Annotated in this window: 19 protein-coding genes; 18 read left to right on the top strand and 1 reads right to left on the bottom strand. The window is 40.5% G+C overall.

Annotated elements, in window-relative coordinates; genetic code table 11:
- Positions 1 to 100: 100 nt before the first annotated feature.
- From H5182_RS02945 to H5182_RS02935, 3 genes are all read left to right on the top strand, one after another.
- Positions 101 to 1,735, top strand: a complete 1,635-nt coding sequence (locus H5182_RS02945; RefSeq protein WP_145240916.1) for a CTP synthase — start codon at positions 101 to 103, stop codon at positions 1,733 to 1,735.
- 111 nt (positions 1,736 to 1,846) lie between these two features.
- On the top strand, positions 1,847 to 3,145 hold the full coding sequence (gene eno / locus H5182_RS02940; RefSeq protein ID WP_145240917.1) for a phosphopyruvate hydratase: 1,299 nt from the start codon (positions 1,847 to 1,849) through the stop codon (positions 3,143 to 3,145).
- A 191-nt stretch (positions 3,146 to 3,336) separates the two neighbouring features.
- Entirely contained in the window at positions 3,337 to 4,311 is a 975-nt protein-coding gene (locus tag H5182_RS02935) for a 2OG-Fe(II) oxygenase (protein ID WP_145240918.1), read from the top strand.
- A gap of 14 nt (positions 4,312 to 4,325) precedes the next feature.
- On the opposite strand, the gene mutH is transcribed toward H5182_RS02935, so the two are convergent.
- On the bottom strand, positions 4,326 to 4,997 hold the full coding sequence (mutH, locus tag H5182_RS02930; RefSeq protein WP_145240919.1) for a DNA mismatch repair endonuclease MutH: 672 nt from the start codon (positions 4,995 to 4,997) through the stop codon (positions 4,326 to 4,328).
- Positions 4,998 to 5,424: 427 nt separating this feature from the next.
- Between mutH and rppH the strand changes: the two genes are divergently transcribed.
- The 15 genes from rppH to H5182_RS02855 all read left to right on the top strand — a co-directional run bounded on the left by rppH (position 5,425) and on the right by H5182_RS02855 (position 20,141).
- Entirely contained in the window at positions 5,425 to 5,946 is a 522-nt protein-coding gene (rppH, locus tag H5182_RS02925; RefSeq protein ID WP_145240920.1) for an RNA pyrophosphohydrolase, read from the top strand.
- A gap of 17 nt (positions 5,947 to 5,963) precedes the next feature.
- Positions 5,964 to 8,237 (top strand): phosphoenolpyruvate--protein phosphotransferase, encoded by a 2,274-nt coding sequence (gene ptsP, locus H5182_RS02920; RefSeq protein WP_145240921.1) that lies wholly within the window; start codon positions 5,964 to 5,966, stop codon positions 8,235 to 8,237.
- Positions 8,238 to 8,318: 81 nt separating this feature from the next.
- Positions 8,319 to 9,128 carry a sulfite exporter TauE/SafE family protein gene (locus H5182_RS02915; protein WP_145240922.1) on the top strand — a complete coding sequence of 270 codons (810 nt, stop codon included), beginning with the start codon at positions 8,319 to 8,321 and terminating at the stop codon, positions 9,126 to 9,128.
- A 12-nt stretch (positions 9,129 to 9,140) separates the two neighbouring features.
- Positions 9,141 to 9,944 carry a prolipoprotein diacylglyceryl transferase gene (gene lgt / locus H5182_RS02910; protein ID WP_145240923.1) on the top strand — a complete coding sequence of 268 codons (804 nt, stop codon included), beginning with the start codon at positions 9,141 to 9,143 and terminating at the stop codon, positions 9,942 to 9,944.
- A 15-nt stretch (positions 9,945 to 9,959) separates the two neighbouring features.
- Positions 9,960 to 10,811 carry a thymidylate synthase gene (locus tag H5182_RS02905; RefSeq protein ID WP_145240924.1) on the top strand — a complete coding sequence of 284 codons (852 nt, stop codon included), beginning with the start codon at positions 9,960 to 9,962 and terminating at the stop codon, positions 10,809 to 10,811.
- Positions 10,812 to 10,846: 35 nt separating this feature from the next.
- Complete coding sequence (galU, locus tag H5182_RS02900) at positions 10,847 to 11,725, top strand: UTP--glucose-1-phosphate uridylyltransferase GalU (protein ID WP_145240925.1); 879 nt, start codon at positions 10,847 to 10,849, stop codon at positions 11,723 to 11,725.
- A 121-nt stretch (positions 11,726 to 11,846) separates the two neighbouring features.
- Entirely contained in the window at positions 11,847 to 12,479 is a 633-nt protein-coding gene (locus H5182_RS02895; RefSeq protein WP_259398227.1) for an SPOR domain-containing protein, read from the top strand.
- Positions 12,480 to 12,598: 119 nt separating this feature from the next.
- Positions 12,599 to 13,204 (top strand): DUF4402 domain-containing protein, encoded by a 606-nt coding sequence (locus H5182_RS02890; RefSeq protein WP_182735244.1) that lies wholly within the window; start codon positions 12,599 to 12,601, stop codon positions 13,202 to 13,204.
- Positions 13,205 to 13,214: 10 nt separating this feature from the next.
- Positions 13,215 to 13,685, top strand: coding sequence for a DUF4402 domain-containing protein (locus H5182_RS02885; protein ID WP_182759490.1), 471 nt, complete (start codon positions 13,215 to 13,217; stop codon positions 13,683 to 13,685).
- Between the two features lie 8 nt (positions 13,686 to 13,693).
- Positions 13,694 to 14,488 carry a molecular chaperone gene (locus tag H5182_RS02880; protein ID WP_182735243.1) on the top strand — a complete coding sequence of 265 codons (795 nt, stop codon included), beginning with the start codon at positions 13,694 to 13,696 and terminating at the stop codon, positions 14,486 to 14,488.
- A gap of 25 nt (positions 14,489 to 14,513) precedes the next feature.
- The gene (locus H5182_RS02875) at positions 14,514 to 17,459 is read left to right on the top strand and encodes a hypothetical protein (protein ID WP_182759489.1); all 2,946 of its coding nucleotides are present in this window, start codon (positions 14,514 to 14,516) and stop codon (positions 17,457 to 17,459) included.
- Between the two features lie 10 nt (positions 17,460 to 17,469).
- A complete protein-coding gene (locus H5182_RS02870) occupies positions 17,470 to 18,135 on the top strand; it encodes an SPOR domain-containing protein (RefSeq protein WP_182735241.1) in 666 nt (221 codons plus the stop codon).
- 51 nt (positions 18,136 to 18,186) lie between these two features.
- Complete coding sequence (locus tag H5182_RS02865) at positions 18,187 to 18,780, top strand: FlgO family outer membrane protein (protein ID WP_145240937.1); 594 nt, start codon at positions 18,187 to 18,189, stop codon at positions 18,778 to 18,780.
- A 12-nt stretch (positions 18,781 to 18,792) separates the two neighbouring features.
- Positions 18,793 to 19,473 carry a FlgO family outer membrane protein gene (locus tag H5182_RS02860; protein WP_182759488.1) on the top strand — a complete coding sequence of 227 codons (681 nt, stop codon included), beginning with the start codon at positions 18,793 to 18,795 and terminating at the stop codon, positions 19,471 to 19,473.
- Positions 19,474 to 19,481: 8 nt separating this feature from the next.
- Entirely contained in the window at positions 19,482 to 20,141 is a 660-nt protein-coding gene (locus H5182_RS02855) for a FlgO family outer membrane protein (RefSeq protein WP_145240951.1), read from the top strand.
- The last annotated feature ends 97 nt before the right edge of the window (positions 20,142 to 20,238 follow it).

The following is a 20,238-nucleotide window of genomic DNA, read 5'->3' as shown; positions in this document are numbered from 1 at the left end:
TTACTAACTTTCGCTGGATTGATGGCAGTGCCTTTGCTATAATTTCGCCCCGTCTTGATTCTATATTTTTCCTTTTAATTCCTGATATTCTAGGGTTCGCATGAGTACAAAATTTATCTTCGTTACCGGCGGGGTTGTTTCCTCGTTGGGTAAAGGTATTGCAGCAGCATCGTTGGCAGCTATTTTAGAGGCCCGTGGTTTAAATGTTACCATTTTAAAGCTGGATCCTTATATCAACGTTGACCCAGGCACAATGAGCCCAATTCAACATGGTGAAGTATTTGTCACCGAAGACGGCGCTGAAACCGATCTTGATTTAGGTCACTATGAACGTTTCATCCGTACCAAAATGACAAGCCGTAACAACTTCACACAAGGTCGTGTATATGAAGATGTGCTGCGTCGTGAGCGTCGTGGTGAGTACCTTGGTGCAACAATTCAGGTTATTCCACATATTACCAACGATATTAAGCAACGTGTTTATGACGGTGCTGAAGGCCATGATGTGGCACTCGTTGAAATTGGTGGAACGGTTGGTGATATTGAGTCACAACCATTCTTAGAAGCAATTCGTCAGCTTGGCACAGAGATTGGCCGTGAGCGCGCATTGTTTATTCACTTAACGTTAGTGCCATTCTTAGGCCCTGCGGGTGAAGTGAAAACCAAACCAACACAGCATTCTGTTAAAGAGTTACGCTCGATTGGTATTCAACCAGATATTCTTATCTGTCGTTCAGATCGTAAATTACCAAATAACGAACGTGCAAAGATTGCTCTTTTCACTAACGTTGAAGAAAAAGCGGTTATTTCATTACCAGATGTAGACAGCATTTATAAAATTCCTGCGCTATTAAAATCGCAAGAGCTTGATAACTTTGTATGTCGTCGCTTCCATCTTGATTGCCCTGAAGCTGATTTAGTTGAGTGGGAACAAGTGTTATACCAAGAGTCAAACCCAACGGGTGAAGTGACTATCGGTATGGTTGGTAAATACATTGAACTACCTGATGCCTATAAATCTGTAAACGAAGCACTTAAACATGCAGGTCTTAAAAATCGTTTAACAGTAAACATTCAATATGTTGATTCACAAGATGTTGAAAGTAAAGGTACTGAGTTACTAGCTAACCTTGATGCTATTTTAGTTCCTGGTGGTTTTGGTGGTCGCGGTGTTGAAGGTAAAATTTTAGCGGCAAAATATGCCCGTGAAAATAAAGTACCTTACCTTGGTATCTGTTTAGGTATGCAAGTTGCGCTAATTGAGTATGCACGTAATGTTGCAGGCTTATTAGATGCAAACTCAACCGAGTTTAATGCTAACTCGTCAAGCCCTGTGGTTGGTTTGATCACTGAATGGTTAGATGCGGAAGGCAACATTGAAACACGTAGCGAAAAATCTGATTTAGGTGGCACTATGCGTTTAGGCGCACAAAAATGTCATTTAACACCAGGCTCAAAAGTACGTGAAGTATATGGTAGTGATGAGATTGTTGAACGTCATCGTCATCGTTACGAAGTAAACAATAATTTTGTTGAACAGCTTGAAAAAGCTGGCTTGAGTTTCACAGGTTTATCGGAAGATAAAAAGCTAGTTGAAATCATCGAGAATAAAGATCACCCGTGGTTTATTGCGGCTCAATTCCACCCGGAATTCACCTCAACACCGCGTGATGGTCATCCGCTATTTGAAGGGTTTGTTGCCGCTGCGCATATTCATCAAAAAGCGTCATCGTAATGTGAATAAGCCGTGCACTATGCACGGCTTATTTGTTTTTAAAGCCGACGGCATTAAGGAAAATTAATAAAGTCGGAGTAGACTCACCATTTTGGGAAAAGAGGAATCAAGATGTCAAATATCGTAAAAGTGATCGGTCGCGAAATTATGGATTCGCGTGGTAACCCAACTGTAGAAGCTGATGTTCATTTAGCTGACGGTTCATGGGGCCGCGCTGCTGCACCATCAGGTGCATCAACAGGTACTCGCGAAGCACTAGAATTACGTGATGGTGATAAAGCACGTTACTTAGGTAAAGGTGTATTAAAAGCGGTTGGTTTTATTAATAATGAAATCGCGACAGCCTTAGCTGGCCAAAATGCACTAGAGCAAAGCACTGTTGACCAAGTAATGCTAGATTTAGATGGTACCGAAAATAAAGAAAAACTAGGTGCAAATGCAATCTTAGCAGTGTCATTAGCAACTGCAAAAGCTGCTGCACAATCTAAAAAAGTAGAGCTTTATGAGCACATTGCTGACTTAAACGGTACACCAGGTGTTTATTCTATGCCGTTACCAATGATGAACATCATCAATGGTGGTGAGCATGCTGATAACTCAGTTGATATTCAAGAATTCATGATCCAGCCAGTTGGCGCTGCCAACTTCCGTGAAGCGCTTCGCATGGGTGCAGAAATATTCCACAGCCTTGCCAAAGTACTTAAAGCTGATGGTCATTCAACCGCAGTGGGTGATGAAGGTGGTTTTGCACCAAACCTTGCCTCTAACGAAGCGGCACTTGCAGCAATTAAAGTTGCTGTTGCTAATGCAGGCTACGAGTTAGGCAAAGACATTACTCTAGCACTTGATTGTGCTGCGTCTGAGTTTTACGACAAAGAAGCAAATATCTACGACCTTAAAGGCGAAGGTAAAAAATTCACGTCAGAAGAGTTTAACTACTTCTTAAAAGATCTAACTGAACAGTACCCAATCGTGTCTATCGAAGATGGCCTTGATGAGTCTGATTGGGACGGCTTTGCACACCAAACAAAATTACTTGGCGATAAGATCCAATTAGTTGGTGACGATTTATTCGTTACAAACACTAAGATCTTAAAGCGTGGTATCGACAACGGTATTGCTAACTCAATCTTAATCAAGTTTAACCAAATTGGTTCACTAACTGAAACGTTAGCTGCAATCAAAATGGCTAAAGACGCTGGTTTCACTGCTGTTATTTCTCATCGCTCAGGCGAAACTGAAGATTCAACGATTGCTGATTTAGCAGTGGGTACTGCAGCTGGTCAAATCAAAACAGGTTCATTGAGCCGTTCTGATCGTGTAGCTAAGTACAACCAATTGCTACGTATTGAAGAGCAATTAGGCGCTAAAGCACCTTTTAATGGTCTTAAAGAAGTTAAAGGTCAGTAATTCTTTTATAAGAAGCTGATTTAAACTTTTGAAAAATCCTCGCAAATGCGGGGATTTTTTTGTTTTATTAGATGATATTTTATGCAATAAGGTTGTAGGTGTGTAAAGTTTAAATTTAATAGGGGTTTAAGGTTCTTTTTTTGTTGTTTAATTGTTATTTTATTGGTGTAAAAAATAACAGTTAGCAGATTATGAAAAATAACAAGATTACTCATCTACTTAATGCAAAGTATCATGGTGAGCTCCCACCACAACAAAGAATTTTAGATTTTGCTCTTACAGATTCCGAATTTGTCTATCATTGGTTATGTCATGTTGTGTCATGCTCAAGCTGTCCACAAGAACTCGCAATTGTTTTGTGTTTAGCTAAGCACCATGAAATTAAAGCGCTTCAGATATTGACTCATTTTTGGCCAAAGAGAATAGTTAACCATGATACAGTTGATAGTTTTGCAAAGCATTTATCGAGTATGCCTAATGTTATAAGGCAATATGCAGAACCTGATTTGATAAATTTGTGGTCTAGCTTAATTACCCCAGCAGTGCCTCAATCTAGTGGGCAATCAACACCCGTGACGATAATAGAAAGTATGCTAACGGAAGAATTGGCCAACGAGATAATTAAGTTTGCTGCGAAGAGTTTAAGTTTAGCTGCTGTCTATGCAGAGGCGTCTACTAGACAGAGAGTTGCAGATATTAGGGATAACGAGCAACTTATAACGCAATTACCTGTAGGTGATATTTCGGTTGCTATACTACAGCGCCTCATGTGCTCTGATGACTATACTGATTTAGCTTATGCTGAACCTATGGTGGTTTACCGTTATGTTAAAGGCCAACAATATAAGTGGCACTATGATTTTATAACTCCCTCAAACGAAGATGCTAAAAATGAGCTAAATTTTTTCGGGCAAAGGCAACGTACACGTATTATTAATTTAAATGAGGGGTTTGGCGGCGGAGAAACGGCCTTTAAAGATTGGAATATAAGCGTAAAAGCTAAACAAGGGCAAATTATTAAGTTCAATAATATGTTTGATAATAAAGTGGACAAAAAGTCAGTACATAGCGGTAAACCAGTGTTATCGGGGGAAAAATGGATATGTACGCTGTGGATGCGAGAGAAGCCATTTTGGCTACGCGCATCTATATGGCATAAAGATTAACATTTAACGGATGATCACAGCTGAAATTGCTGCTTCAAAATCTGCCCTGTAAAGCTGGTTTTTAAATAAAAACCACGGGGTAGGGTTTTAATAATTTGCCCGTTTGGACCGATTGCATCGGTGACTATTCTGCTGTTAGCTGCTTTTGGGCGAATTTGCATCGCATCCCCTAAATGCCCTGAGATCTCATCAATACGTCCCAGTGCAATCAACTCCATTTGCTCTTCCCAGTCTCGCTGTAACTGCGCATCTTGCTCAGCGGAGGGTTGCCATAAAAAGCCACTGCCAATGGTCCTATCAAATGGCACAATGTCTCGCTCGCCTAGAATGGGTAGCCACAAGACATGATTGAGTTTTTTACGCACATTACTTTGCTGCCATGTCATACCTGTGACATTTAATAACGGTGTCACAGACACAAAAGTGGTCTCTAATGGTTTGCCTTTATATGAGATTGGTAACGTTTTAAGTTCAATCCCGAGCTCTTCAAAATCAGGGGTTGGTTTGGAACCTGCCGTTGCACCTAATGCATATTCAATCAATTGTCCCGTCCAGCCTTTTTCCTTTAATAAATGCTCAGGTGTTTTAAACTGATAATGACTTGCTAATTGGCCTAATGTCAGCCCTGAAATGTTGCTAACACGTTGCATTAATTCATTGATTGAATGTGGTTTTATCGGTTTCATAGCGAGTTATTTGGTTGTATAAATTCACTACTCATGATAGCAAAAGAGTTTAACCGTGGATATCTTTGCGTTTGGGTGTTTTTTGTTCAGTGATAGTTTGCTGTGTTTTTAGGCAAGGTGAAACTTGCTGACTTTAAGCTTAATGTATTGAATTTAATGGTTTTTAACTGTTAAATTTGCAAAGCCTTTAAGCTGTGTTGAAAACTTGTTGGGATAAATACATAACTATGAACAATGTTATCCACAGAAACTGTGGAAAAGGCAAGTTATTGGATCTGTTATTGTGGATTTGTTTGCAAAATGAGCTGTATAAACTAAAGTTATGCACAAGCTGTGAGTAAGATGCGTAAAACTCTGAATATAGTTTGCCGTATTGCAGGTAATGTGGAACAATCATTAAAAATCGACTTACAAATGAGGCACTAAGGTGATTGATGCCGAAGGTTTTCGTGCCAATGTCGGAATTGTAATTTGCAATAATCAGGGACAGGTCTTTTGGGCCAGACGTTATGGTCAGCATTCTTGGCAGTTTCCTCAAGGTGGTGTTGATAGTGGCGAAACAGCAGAGCAGACCATGTTTCGTGAATTACACGAAGAAGTCGGCTTGCGTCCTGAAGATGTAGAAATTGTCGCAAGTTCAAAACATTGGTTACGTTATAAATTGCCCAAGCGTTTGATCCGCCGAGACTCCAGTCCGGTGTGTATTGGGCAAAAGCAAAAATGGTTTTTATTGAAACTGCGTTGTAAAGACGAAGACGTCAACTTACTAAAAACACATCATCCGGAATTTGATGATTGGCGGTGGGTAAGTTATTGGTATCCGGTAAGGCAAGTTGTATCGTTTAAACGCGATGTTTATCGCCGTGTTATGAAAGAATTCGCACCCTTTGCGATGCCTTTTAATAAACGTGAACAGTCCAAAGATACTTGGCGCCATAAAGGTAAATAATATAAAGGAGCAGTATTATGCTGGCTACACTCAGAGCTATTGCCGAGTCCGTTTCGCAACAAGCGAGTTTGGATAGTGCGCTAGCATGTTTTGTTGAAATGGTGAAAGATGCCATGAAAACTGAGTGCTGCTCCATTTATTTTGCTGATTACAGTCAAGATAATTTTGTATTAATGGCAACCAGAGGGCTTAATCCCGCAGCCGTGGGTAAGTTTAGAATCGGTTTTACCGAAGGTTTAGTTGGCTTAGTAGCACAACGAGAAGAACCTATTAATATTGCCTTTGCCAAGTCTCACCCCCGTTTTAAACTCTCTCCTGAAGTGGACGAAGAAGGCTTCAACGCATTTTTGTCTGTGCCTGTAGTTCATCAAAAAAAAGTACTGGGCGTTATTGTTGTACAACAGAAAATTGCCCGTGTATTTAGTCAAGATGAAGAGTCTTTTTTAATTACGTTATCTGCGCAACTAGCGTCGCAATTAGCCCATGCAGAAATCAAAGAAGTTCTTCGCCAAGATGAGTTTTCTCATCAGACCTCGGTGCTAAAAGGGGTTTCTAGCGCGCCAGGAATTGCGATAGGGCAGGCGTTTGTTATTCTGCCGAAACTTGACTTTAAATCGATAGAATTAAAAAAAGACGATAACTGTATTGAGCAACGCCGCTTATTTACTCAAGCTGTTGCTGCAACCCGCAAAGAATTTAACACCTTGTCGATGACTCTTAGCGATTCCATCCCTAAAGAAGCGTTGGCAGTATTTGAGGTGTATCAGCAACTACTGGATGCAAAAAGTTTAGGGCAGAATGTTGAAGCACAGCTGCAAGAGGGCTGGTGTGCAAAAAGTGCATTGAAAATAGTGATCGAACGATTGATCTCCCAATTCAATGCCATGCAGGATCCTTATATCAAAGAGCGTGCGGTTGATGTTAAAGATATCGGCCTGCGCGTACTGCATCACCTCGTAAATACTGAACACGCAGTAAAAAGTTATCCTAAAGATACAGTACTGATCGCTAATACTTTAACCCCAGCCATGCTTGCAGAAGTGCCTAAAGGCCATTTAGTTGGCGTGGTGAGTGTTAACGGTGCGGCAAATAGTCATGCGTCAATTTTAACCCGTGCCATGGGGATCCCTGCAATTTGGGGTATTGAAGATTTACCGTTATTGCAGTTTGATGGTAAACCAATGATTTTAGATGCATACGCAGGGCGATTATATATTTCGCCTTCGCAAATGCTACAAGATGAGTATTTACAATTACAGCACCAAGAAAGTCTATTAAACGACAAGTTTGTGGCTGAGCAAGAATGCGATGCAGTGACATTAGATGGCGAGCATATTAGCTTGTTGCTCAATGCTGGTTTGGAACTCAATACTGAAAAAGCTAACACCAAAGTCTGTGATGGCGTTGGCTTATACCGAACTGAAGCCTGGTTTATGCAAAAAGGCCAGTTTCCATCACAAATAGAACAAGAGAATTGGTATCGCGAAGTATTAGCCAGTTATCATCCAGAACCTGTAGTGATGCGTACGCTTGATATTGGTGGTGATAAAGCACTTGATTACTTTGATATTACTGAAGAAAACCCATTTTTAGGCTGGCGGGGTATTCGTGTCACATTGGACCACCCAGAGATCTTTTTAGATCAGCTCAAAGCCATGGTTAGAGCAAATATTGGTTTAGGTAATTTAAAAATTATGCTGCCAATGATAAGCGGTACCGAAGAGGTTGATGAATCTTTAGCGTTGTTAGAGCAAGCCTATTTTGAACTGGAAGAAAAATACCCAGAGCAAGCCATTGAACGCCCAGAGATTGGCGTAATGTTAGAAGTCCCTTCAAGTGTATTTATGCTCCCTGAATGGTCTAAAAAAGTAGATTTTTGTTCTGTGGGTAGTAACGATTTGACGCAATACTTACTTGCCGTCGATCGTTCTAATGCGCGTGTTGCTGATTTATTTAATCCCTATCATCCTGCGGTATTAAGAGTACTGCAAAAAGTTGCAAAAGAGTGTCAGCAATATGAAATGTCCTTTAGTTTATGTGGTGAATTAGGTGGCGATCCTGAAGGTGCAATACTGCTGATTGCGATGGGTTATCGACGCTTGAGTATGAACTACTCATCATTAAGTAAAGTTAAATGGGTATTAAGACGTTTAAAAGCCAGCGATATGGAAGCATTACTGGCGGAGTGTTTAGCACAATCTACTGCAAAACAAGTACTTAGGTTAACGCGTAATTTTATGATTGAGCATCAACTTGGTGAATTATTTTATACCCCAAATCAGGCTTCTTAGTAGCCTAAACGAGTGCTGTAAAGATTCGATATAATCGATTAGTATATGCATATAATAAATTCAATTTTATAAGAGTGTACGATGCATGATTTAGTTATCCTGATTATCAGCTGCGCGCTATTAGGTTGTGTGGTTGGTTTTTTAGCTGGGTTATTAGGCATTGGCGGCGGATTAATTATTGTGCCAGTACTGAGTTCATTATTAGTGCATTTTAATGTTGTTGCGGTTGATCATGTACTGGTTATTGCTATTGCTACCTCGCTTGCCTCTATTTTATTCACTTCAACGTCATCTGCATTAGCGCACCATAAGAATCAAAATGTGCCATGGGAAATTGCGCCTTGGGTTATGTCTGGCGTTGGACTTGGTGCTCTGATCAGTGGTTTTGCCGCGAGTTTAATTCCAGAACAGTTATTACGCATCGTTTTTGCTGTTAGTGTGGTGTTTATTGCTGCTCGTATGGTGTTGTCTGCTCGTAATAAACCTGTCGCGGTCAAACCTATGCCAAGAGGCCCAATTATTGGCGCTATTAGTGCAGTGATGGGCGGATTATCAGGTTTGATTGGTATTGGTGGCGGCGCATTGATTGTGCCGCTACTACATTATTTTTCAGTTGATATTAAAAAAGCCATAGGCTGCGCGGCAGCATGTGGCATTGTGATTGCGTTATTTGGCTCTGTGGGGTATATCAGCGCTGGTTGGCAAGTAACCGATTTACAACATGGCTTTGCAGGTTTTGTGTATTTACCAGCATTATTAGGTATAGTGATAACTTCGTGGTTTATGGCACCAATTGGAGCCAAAGCAACGCATTATTTACCTGTTTCAACGATAAAAAAAGTGTTCGCGGTGTTACTGGTTATTATCGCGCTTCAAATGGTTTTTAGTTAAGGTTTAATTTTTATGGCTCTTGAATTTCCAGACATCAATCCGATTATTTTCTCTGTCGGTCCTCTCAGCGTACGTTGGTACGGTTTAATGTATTTAATTGGTTTTGCTTTTGCGATGTGGTGGGCAAATAGGCAAGCGGCTAAACCTAACTCGGGGTGGACAAAAGAAGAGGTCAGTGATTTACTGTTCTACGGTATGTTGGGAGTCATTCTGGGTGGTCGGATTGGCTATGTACTGTTTTATCAATTTAGTTATTTTTTAGAAAATCCACTGTATTTATTTAGAATCGATCAAGGTGGTATGTCTTTCCACGGTGGCACTTTAGGGGTGATAACCGCTATTTGTGTGTTTGCCTGGACACGTAAAAAACAGTTACTTGCAGTGGGGGATTTTGTTGCTCCGCTAGTGCCGGTTGGCCTTTTAGCAGGGCGTATTGGTAACTTTATTAACGGCGAATTATGGGGCAGAACTACCGATGTACCATGGGCTATGGTATTCCCAACTGGTGGTCCACTGGCGCGTCACCCATCACAGTTGTATGAGGCATTTTTAGAAGGCCTAGTGCTGTTTATTATTCTGTATGTGTTTACAAAAAAGCCACGTCCAGCGGGCAGCGTAGGCGGATTATTTTTACTAGGCTACGGGGTATTTAGATTTTGCGTTGAGTACGTACGTGAACCCGATGCGCATTTAGGTTTATTTGGCGGCTTTATTTCAATGGGGCAAATATTGTCATTGCCGATGGTCATCGCAGGCCTAGGTTTGATAATATGGGCGTATAAAAAGCCACAGCCAGCTGTTGCCAGCAAAGCTTAATAAAAGAAGTTAACAATGAAACAATATTTAGAATTATGTCAGCGCATCGTTGATGAAGGCGTGTGGGTTGAAAATAAACGTACAGGAACTCGTTGCTTAACGGTTATCAATGCCGAGCTTGAGTATGATGTGGCAAATAATAAGTTCCCAATGATCACTACCCGTAAAAGTTACTACAAGGCGGCGATAGCTGAATTGTTAGGTTATTTACGTGGTTATAGTAGCGCTGCGCAATTTCGTGACATAGGTTGCATGACTTGGGATGCTAATGCCAATGAAAACCAAGCATGGTTAAATAATCCGAACCGCCAAGGTGAGGATGACATGGGCCGAGTATATGGCGTACAAGCTCGTGATTGGCAACGCCCTGATGGCACTGCGTTAGATCAGTTGAAAAAAGTCATTGATAATTTAAAAAATGGTGTGGATGACAGAGGCGAGATCATCACTTTTTATAATCCGGGTGAATTTGAGTTAGGGTGTTTGCGCCCATGTATGCACACGCATACTTTTTCGCTTCTTGGCGATACGCTTTATTTAACCTCGTATCAGCGTAGTTGTGATGTGCCACTTGGTTTGAACTTCAATCAAATCCAATGTTTTGTATTGCTTGCACTGGTCGCGCAGATCACTGGCCACAAAGCAGGTAAGGCCTACCATAAAATCGTTAATGCCCATATTTATGAGAACCAACTGGAATTAATGCGCGATGTGCAGTTACAGCGTGAGCCATTTGCATCACCTACGTTGACGATTAATCCAAATATTAAATCACTCGAAGATATCGAAACGTGGGTCACCCGTGATGACTTTGAGGTAAATGGCTATCAATGCCACGATGCAATTAAATACCCGTTTTCAGTGTAACAATTAATAAGCATCATAGTTTTAAGGAGAGAATAATGAAAGCAGTGATCCCAGTTGCAGGACTTGGCACCCGTATGTTGCCAGCTACTAAAGCTATTCCAAAAGAGATGTTACCGATTGTAGATAAACCCTTGATTCAATATGTAGTTAATGAAGCGGTTGCTGCGGGTATTAAAGAAATTGTATTAGTGACTCACTCTAGTAAAAACTCTATTGAAAACCATTTTGATACCAGCTTTGAGTTAGAAGCAACGCTAGAGAAGCGGGTTAAGCGTCAGTTACTTGCTGAAGTACAAGCTATTTGTCCAAAAGATGTGACAATTATTCACGTTCGCCAAGGTGAAGCAAAAGGGTTAGGGCACGCAATAAACTGCGCTGCGCCGATTATTGGTAACGAACCGTTTGTGGTTATTTTACCAGACGTAATTATTGATGACGTTGAAAGCGATCTTCAAAAAGATAATTTAGCTGAAATGATTACTCGCTTTAATGCAAACGGCGAAAGCCAAATAATGGTTGAGCCTGTGCCTATGCAGGATGTTGATAAGTTTGGTGTGGTCGATTTAGGCGACGTAAAGCTTGAACAAGGGCAAAGCGCAGCGATCCTTAATATGGTTGAAAAACCTCCTGTGCATAGCGCACCATCAAATTTGGCTGTGGTAGGTCGTTATGTGCTAAGTAAAAATATTTGGCCATTACTTGCAAAAACTCCCGCAGGCGCCGGCGACGAAATTCAGTTAACAGACGCAATTGCTATGTTGATGGAAAAAGAATCTGTTGCTGCTTATGCGATAAAAGGGCGTAGTCATGATTGTGGTAGTAAGTTGGGCTATTTAAAAGCTACTATTGAATTTGCACTGCGTCGTGATGAATTTAAAGATGAACTAAGTGATTTTATTAAAACCTTAGTTTAAGCTCATTTATTGAGCCTAACTTATAAAAGTGCCTTAGTGGCACTTTTTTATTGCTTAAAAATCCTGAAACTGGCACTGACTTTGCTTATAATATGGCATTATTTATTTTTGATGCTAACAGATGATGTGTTTTAAAAAGCAAGCTTGGTATACCACAGTGTTGGTTACAGCAACTGTCTGGCTTAGTGGGTGCAGTAGTATTAATGCTAACCCGGTGGAACAGCAGCCTGCATTAATTTCTGATCAACAAGTCAAAGAGTATGTTCAGCAATGGCACTCGCAACAAGAGAGTATTACTCGTTTAGCTGCGATGGAGGAAGACTTGCAACTATTAATAATGGCACTTTCCTCTCAAACTGATATTGCAGAAAACCCAGCGGTGCTTCGCGAAGATAATGTTACGGTGGCTCATTATGCTGAAAAAATACAGACCCCTGATACTGCTAACTCCTCAAAAACTATCGAAAACCGCCCCCAGCCACGGTATAACAATTCACTGCCAGGCGCGCAACTTGGGCTGTATTTAAAACCGCAAAGAGTGAGAACGCAAATAACAAAGTTACAGCAGCAATATCCACAGGCATTTAGCCAATTAGATTTTGTAATGACTGAGCGTCAAAATAAAGGTGTTACCATGTATGGGTTACGAGTTGGGCCATTTCAAAATTATACTGAGGCCAATCTATTTTGTTCTTTAGCGCAAAGTTTAGGCCAAAAATGCCTGAGTGCTCCGTTTGTTGGTGAGCCACTTTAACTAAGCCAGTTATTTATCTGATTTTTATGTAATTAATCTTAAAGTAATTGTTCTAATTGCCGATAAATCTTATGATAGGGGCTCTTTATGGTAATGCCCCATTTTTATAAGGATTTAATATGAAACGATCTCTTCCAATACTTGCTGTGAGTATTCTAGCTATATCTTTTAGTGCGGTGTCTACTACTTCTACATTCCGTGCCGAAGTAACTGTGCAGAATGCAGTTAAATTAGACAAGGATGATGATTTAAGCTTTGGTACTATCCGTGCAGTTGCAGATTTATCTGGCACTCATGTTGCGAGTATAGTTGTTAATCCATTACCAGCTGCAAGTCCTGTCTCTACTAGTAGCTCTACAGGTACAGATGCTTCAATTTCGATCATTGATGATGGAGTTCCCGCTTCTTTTACTGTATCTGAAGCGGTTAAGAATGCACAATTAAAAATAATTAGCCCTACACAAACTACTTTAGAATATGAAGGAACTAAAGATGATGGGCGGCCAAACTTTACTATTGGGAACTGGACTTATGTAATTACTTCAGGCCCTAATGAAAACGAAACTTATACAGATGGAACACCTAATTTAATGGTTGATTCTACAGATGGAACAGTATCGTTCAATATAGGAGCGACACTTAGTACACCCGATTCAGCAGCGTTTTCTAAAGATTATGCTGATGGAGTCTATTCTGGTGATTTCCAAATCGAAGTCGCTTATTAAATCGCTTCTAGTGCGACTTTTACCTTATGCAGTGGCTGTAAGTATTTTAATTTACAGCCCTAACCATTTCGCAAATACCATAGAGCAACAGTCGCTTGATTTTGGCACGTTAGTCATACCAAGTAACAGTAATGTTAGTTCCGTGATAATCAAAGCGAACGGTGACATAAATACTATGGGTAAAATTTATGTACTAGAGAAAGGACGACCTGCTGAGCTATTACTAACCGATTTCCCTGCACATACAGAATTAACTATGCAATTAGTTAATTCTGTAACCTTACAGCACAACGCACAGGGTAGCAGCAGCGCCGATTTTGAAGTACGTCTTAATGGCTTTCCAAAATCTACCGTCACTGATGATTTAGGTGAGGCGAAAGTGTTTATAGGCGGCACATTAATAACAAAACCTAGTAGTAAAAGCTATTCCGATGGCGACTACTCCTCAACTACTAACCTAGAAATTTCGATTGACTACTAAGGACTGAGATGTTCAATAAATTAACAGTGATGTGTGTGCTACTAACAGCATTTTTTAGCCAAATGGCCTTGGCAAACTTATTGATTTCACCTACCCGTGTTACTTTTGATGAACGCCAGCGTAGTGCTAAAGTCACGGTGATCAATAATTCTGATGAACAACGTACGTACCGAGTAGTCTGGAGTGAAAAACAAGCTTTACCAGGTGGGGGTTATAATAATTTAGCGCAAGTGACCGAAAACAGTTTATCGCCAATGACACGTTTATCCCCTAAGCAAGTGACCTTAGCAGCAGGTGAAAAACAAACCGTTAAAATTGCAATTCGAAAGCCAAAAGATTTGCAGCAAGGCGAATACCGCTCGCACTTATTATTTCAGGCTCTACCTAACGAAAATAAAGAGCAAAAATCAGGAATACAGATCAATATGATTATGAGCTTTAGTATTCCAGTTATTTATCGTGAACAGCCAGAGCAACCTGAGGTTACGATAACTCAGGCAAATATTATAAAAAATAGCAATCAAAGCAAGCCACAAATTCAAGTTCAACTGCAACGACATAACAACTTTAGTAGTTATGGAAAACTCAGCGCTTATATAAAAACAGCATCAGGCGAGAATGAGAAAGTAGCTGAAATTAGCAATTTAAGCCTGTATCCAGAAGTTGATACTACCATTGCAACACTGAGCCTATTTAAAGATAAACAGCTGCCAACACAGGGCAGTATTTTCCTCGATTATCAAGGTGCTGAAGAATATAAAGGGGTTGATTTTGCTTCATACACACTCGCTATTGGGAAATAATCTTAAGCGTTATTAAGCGAATAAAGTGATCCGTATATTTACTCTTGGGCTTTTATTTTTAAGCTCAATGAGTTTTGCTAGTGCTGTGCAAACTGCTGATGTGTTGCGCACACTTAAAGCTATTCAAACTAAATTAAATCAACCGCACCCGAAAGTGAGTGCACAGCAGCCCGTTATAGACGAACACAGGCAACCTGCAGCACAGCGCATTGCCGCCGGTGAATTTTTACTCTTTTCGCTGCACTTAAACGGTGAATATCTTGGTGAAGCATTTGCGATAAAAAGCGAACAAGGTGTGTTATTGGGGTTATCGGGTTTAGTCGAAATATTACAACTGGCTATTAATGTTGATATTGCAAATGGCACCGCTTCAGGTTGGTTTATCAATGAAGCAAACTTATTTACACTAAATGCTACTGAACCTAAACAATTAATTTTTAATAATCAGTTTGTTACGCTATCTTCGCAGCAACTACTAATTGATGATGATATTTATATTGATGCAGCCGTTTTACAGCGCGCCTTCTCAGTTGCTATTATTCCTGATTATGCGAATTTGACGCTAGAGCTTACAACGGAGCAATTGTTTCCTGTTGCTGCGCAACAACAAAGGCAAAAGCGTTTGTTTAACAACCAGCGTAAAGGGGATAACCAACCTACACAACCTTGGAAGGCTAGTCCCTATCAGGCGGTTTCAATGCCAGTGGCAGATTTACAGCTAAACTATCGTCGTGATAATGACAGCAGCCGTACAAGTTATTCATTATTAGGCGCTCAAGATTTTGCGTACCTCTCAGCAGAATATTTCTTAGCAGGACGTGAACAAGATTTATTGACTGACTCTCGGCTGACATTCTCTAAACAAGATGTTAATAATAGCTTACTCGGTGTTTTTGCAGCCAGCGAGTTGGAGTTTGGTGATATCACTGCAACGCAAGTAGGAAGCCGTTATAACGGTCAATATGGCCGTGGTTTTAAGTTTTCAAATTATCAGTTAGATCGAAAAATAGATAGCAATCGGATTAACCTCACAGGTGCTATCCAGCCCGGTTGGGATGTTGAGCTTTATCGTAATGGCATTTTAATTGAACAACAGTTAAGCCTTGCAGATGGCCGTTATATATTTGATAGTATTGATTTACTGTATGGTGAAAATAACTTTGAGTTGATCTTTTATGGTCCGCAAGGGCAAGTTGAACGCAAAACAGAATATTACTTTATTGACGGTAATCAATTGGCGCAAGGAGAAGCTGCATACGAAATATCAGTATCAGAACAAGGTAAACAATTACTAGGAAGTGAAAGTAATTCACAACAAAGTGGCTGGTTAGCGGCAGGGCGATACGAACGTGGTTTGACTGATAATATCGCGATTTACACCGGGGCTATGGCGCAAAAGCGTGAGGACGATGAGTTTTATCAATTTGCTTTTGGTACCAATATCAACCTGTTTGAAAGACTGTTGGTTAATTTAGACTACGAGCAAAATAACCAACAACAAAATGAATTAGAACTCACAGCAAGAACTCAACTGGCCGATCAATCACTGCTGTTTACCGTTACAGATCGCTCGGATCAACAGCAAGACTTGCAAAGTTATCAATTCGATATGTCGGGTGAGTTGATGCAAAATCGTTATGGTCGCCTTAATTATCAAAACAACTATTTATTACAGCATTCAAGCTCAGGTCGCGACCTACAACAAGCCTATAATCGTTTTAATTATAGTTATTCAGGCTTCTCTGTGAACAACCTATTGCAATGGCAAAATGTAAATGAGCAAAGCAAAGTATATGGGGCAACCCGTGTGCAAGGACGAATAGGGCGTTTATATAGCCGTTTTGGTTTTGATTATTTATTATCGCCAGACAGTGATATTTTAAGTTACCAAGCTGAATTTAATCGCAGTATTACTGCAAAGTTACAAGCCGAGCTCACACTTAAAAATACCCTAAATGAGAATATCCAATCAGCGAATTTGGGCCTTAATTGGCAAAATGATGATTTTAATTTAAGCAGCACCATTAACTACGACAGTAATGATAATTGGCTTTTTAGTTTATATAGCCGTTTTAGTTTTGGTTATGACGCTGAAAATAACCGCGCCTTTATGTCAAACCGCAGTCTAACCAGTACCGGTAGTCTACTGGTTAAAGTATTTTTAGATCAAAATAACAACGGCATTATGGATCCTGACGAGCATGGTGTTGCTGGTATAAAAGTAAAAGGGCTGCAAAATTATCGCCAAGCAATAACCGATGAAAATGGCATTGCATTGTTAACCTCAATGCCAGCTAATCGCACCACAGATATTGTGCTTGATAGAGACAGCTTCCCCGATCCGTTTTTTGTGCCTGCCAATGAGGGCTTTTCAATCACGCCAAGAGCAGGATTTATTGAATACATGGATTACCCGCTAAATAACGCCAGCGAAATTGAAGGGGTGGTGTATCAGCAGCAAGGGGATCACACTTATGTGCAGCCTTATGCAAAAATAACCCTATTAGATCAAAACGATAAAGAAGTTGCCAACACCCAAGCGGCTTATGATGGCTATTATTTGTTTACCGACCTACGGCCAGGGCAGTATCGGGCTGTGGTTGACGATAGCTTTAAAGAACGTAAAGCATTAAAAAACACCCAGCAAGTAACAGTTGATTTATCAGCAAAAGGGGATGTGTTGGTTGGGGTTGATTTTACTTTAAAATCACTCGAAGAAGTGTCGGGGACTATTGTTAATGCGGGGAATTTTTCATCGTTAATGATGTTAAAGGCATACTTACGTTTGATAAGCCCGCGCTTAAAATTACAACAGCAAGACGTGTTTTATATTCATGACCAACAGCAAAGTAAGTACATACTCGCTTTAGCATACGCTAAGCAAGTACAGCCTGAATTTACGGATCTTTGTCAGTCATTAATAAAACAAAGATTGAAGTGTGATATTGAACAACGAACAATACTTCATTAAAGGAATAGCAATGAATATCAAACAATCGTTTAGTGTAATTCAATCAGCCGTATTAATAATGAGTTTAATTATATTATCTGGCTGTACCAGCACGACGGATAGCGCGCAAAAAAGTACCAGCAGCACAGCTGAAACTAATCATGAAACCTATGTGCAGATCACGCAACAAGAGCTACAACAGCTACAAACTAGCTCTGCACAGTGGCAAGCAATTAAACCCGATCTTGAACGGTTATTACTGATTGAAAGTGATTTGAATTTATTGATAGCACAGTTAACCGCGATAGCAAATGATGACGAGAACACAGGTAATAAGAGCCATTCATCTGCTGCCTTGGCATCACAGCAAGTACCGTTAGATAGGCCTGCGCAATCTATAGCAACACAGTCAAACATAACTAACAACGCGCTTTTTGCGCTGCAAATTATTGCGGTCACTCAACAATCGCAATTAGCTCCAAGCTGGCAAACAATTCAACAAAAAGTACCGAGTTTATTGTCAGATAAATTTACCACCAATGTCGAAACTGCTCAGGTAAAAGGCATGACTTATTACCGCTTAAAAATCGGGGCATACCAATATCAAAAAAACGCCCAAGCTGATTGTGATAAATTAAAGCTACAACAGCTCAACTGCATGGTGACTCACTACACCGATAACCCAATAAAATTATAAATAGGCATAATACTTGCTTTGTTATTGCCATGTTTAGTGAGGATGGCAATTATGCGCCTTTTGTTATGTTTATTATTGCTGAGTCTAACTGCGTGTAGTTTAACGCAAGAAAAACCGCCAGCACCAAGTACCAATGCCCCAAAAGCAACAATGGCACCTTATACTGTGCATCAGTATGTGAGCGACTTGAGTAGTCAATTGAGCCATGTGCAAGGGCCGTTTAAAAGCTCTGCACGGATTGCCGTTACTAGCTTTTACTTAGCCAACGCGCTAGATAGTGAGCTGGCACAAGGGCAGGGCGCTGGGCTGAGTCAGCAAATTCAAGAAAGCTTACTTACTCAGTTTACCCAACTTGGCTATAACACTATTGAATATCGCCTTGAAAAACACCTTAATTTAGCCAGCAACGCAGATGGTATATTAAGTCGCGACATTAGCAAATTACGCCAACGTCAGAATATTGACTTTGTTATCACGGGTACCTTAACACGGCAACAACATGCCTATATAGTTAACGCCCGTATGGTAAATACGCAAGATAGCCGCGTTGTATCTGCCGCCAGTACAGAGATCCCCATAAATGTGATGTGGGGCGATGAAAAAATACAACAGCGCGACGGTTATATTTACCGCAGCGAATACTAATTAGGAGCTCTCATGAAACGCTTAATATTAACTTTATGTTTGCCACTGGGTTTTGGTTGCGCGCAAATGATGGAACCGGGCAAAACAGCACAAACTGATAACTCTGCGCAGTTAGAGGGTGATCAAAGAATGGTTGCTGCTCCTGGGCAAAATAATACATTTTATCAAAACAATATTCCAGTGATGAACGATAGCAGCCAAGTCACAGTCCCAACACGTAAAAATATTAATCATTATGTACGTGGCATAATGCAAGATATGGCTGAAAATTTACAATACGTAAATACCAAAACGCCGCTGGCCGTATCAAGCTTTATTTTTTTAGATGATGATTACAACGACGGCACATTGTTAGGTAATCAAATCGCCGAAAGTTTTATGCACGAGCTACACAGTTTTGGTGTACCGGTGATCGACTTTAAAACCACCGACTACATGCGTGTTACTCCCTCTGGCGACTTTGTATTTAGTCGCGATTATTTAGAGCTAAGTAAAGATCAAAACTTCAACTACGTACTGGCGGGCACTATGGTAAATCACCAAGGTGGTGTACTAGTCAATGCTCGTATTATTGGTTTAGCTAGTAAGGCTGTGGTTGGCTCTGCACAAGGGTTTATTCCGCAATCCGTTGTTGATGCACTCGACAGCAGCTACCGCACTGATGGCGTAATGCTAAAACAAGCGAGTAAGTGAGGCCAATGATGAGTAAGCTAATCCACAGCGCTAAATTATTAACCGTAGGGGGTGTGATCAGCATTCTCAGCGCATGCAGTATGACCAATAATACGGCTGAGCCTGTACAAAGTACGACTAGCCGATATGACCTTACTCAAATGCTAAAACAAGTACAAATGAATAGTGCCGAGCCACTTGATAACTCAGCGCAGTTTAGTCCTAACAAACACCATAAAACACTGGTTAATTATGTAGAGCAAATGGCGTTAGACTTAGTCGACACAATGCAAACAGAGCTTGATACCTCGATTGCCGTTACTTCATTTGTAGATTTAGATGCCAGCCTTAATAACAGCAGCCAATTAGGCAACCAGTTATCAGAGAGTTTTATTCATCAACTGCAAAAATTTGGTTATGGTATTGTTGATTTTAAAACCACCGACCAAATAACTATGAACCCACGCGGTGACTTTGTATTTTCACGCGATATAGAGCAGTTAGCGGATCAACGCATCGCCAGCCATGTGTTATCAGGCACCTTGATCTACCGCAGCAACGGTGTTGAAGTAAACGCCCGTATTATTGATATCACCAGCAAACGCGTAGTTGCCAGCAGCAACAAAATACTGCCTTATTACGTACTCAACAACGCCGATATTCACCTACAACGCGCAAGTATTAACTAGTATCGTTATAAAATCCATTTAACTGCTTGATTGTAAATAGGATAAACCGTTATAATTTTGCTATCAGCTATCAGCTATCAGCTATCAGCTATCAGCT

The sequence above is a fragment of the Pseudoalteromonas sp. SG44-17 genome, assembly GCF_014164235.1.
Classification (GTDB): Bacteria; Pseudomonadota; Gammaproteobacteria; order Enterobacterales; family Alteromonadaceae; genus Pseudoalteromonas; species Pseudoalteromonas rhizosphaerae.
The sequence above is the reverse complement of the archived record's forward strand: the minus strand, read 5'-3'. Positions and strand labels throughout refer to the sequence as shown.

Coding starts and splice junctions, on each gene's coding strand:
- H5182_RS02945 (WP_145240916.1), top strand. CDS start 101: ATGAGTACAAAATTTATCTTCGTTACCGGCGGGGTTGTTTCCTCGTTG.
- eno (WP_145240917.1), top strand. CDS start 1,847: ATGTCAAATATCGTAAAAGTGATCGGTCGCGAAATTATGGATTCGCGT.
- H5182_RS02935 (WP_145240918.1), top strand. CDS start 3,337: ATGAAAAATAACAAGATTACTCATCTACTTAATGCAAAGTATCATGGT.
- mutH (WP_145240919.1), bottom strand. CDS start 4,997: ATGAAACCGATAAAACCACATTCAATCAATGAATTAATGCAACGTGTT.
- ptsP (WP_145240921.1), top strand. CDS start 5,964: ATGCTGGCTACACTCAGAGCTATTGCCGAGTCCGTTTCGCAACAAGCG.
- H5182_RS02915 (WP_145240922.1), top strand. CDS start 8,319: ATGCATGATTTAGTTATCCTGATTATCAGCTGCGCGCTATTAGGTTGT.
- lgt (WP_145240923.1), top strand. CDS start 9,141: ATGGCTCTTGAATTTCCAGACATCAATCCGATTATTTTCTCTGTCGGT.
- H5182_RS02905 (WP_145240924.1), top strand. CDS start 9,960: ATGAAACAATATTTAGAATTATGTCAGCGCATCGTTGATGAAGGCGTG.
- galU (WP_145240925.1), top strand. CDS start 10,847: ATGAAAGCAGTGATCCCAGTTGCAGGACTTGGCACCCGTATGTTGCCA.
- H5182_RS02895 (WP_259398227.1), top strand. CDS start 11,847: ATGATGTGTTTTAAAAAGCAAGCTTGGTATACCACAGTGTTGGTTACA.
- H5182_RS02890 (WP_182735244.1), top strand. CDS start 12,599: ATGAAACGATCTCTTCCAATACTTGCTGTGAGTATTCTAGCTATATCT.
- H5182_RS02880 (WP_182735243.1), top strand. CDS start 13,694: ATGTTCAATAAATTAACAGTGATGTGTGTGCTACTAACAGCATTTTTT.
- H5182_RS02870 (WP_182735241.1), top strand. CDS start 17,470: ATGAATATCAAACAATCGTTTAGTGTAATTCAATCAGCCGTATTAATA.
- H5182_RS02865 (WP_145240937.1), top strand. CDS start 18,187: ATGCGCCTTTTGTTATGTTTATTATTGCTGAGTCTAACTGCGTGTAGT.
- H5182_RS02860 (WP_182759488.1), top strand. CDS start 18,793: ATGAAACGCTTAATATTAACTTTATGTTTGCCACTGGGTTTTGGTTGC.
- H5182_RS02855 (WP_145240951.1), top strand. CDS start 19,482: ATGAGTAAGCTAATCCACAGCGCTAAATTATTAACCGTAGGGGGTGTG.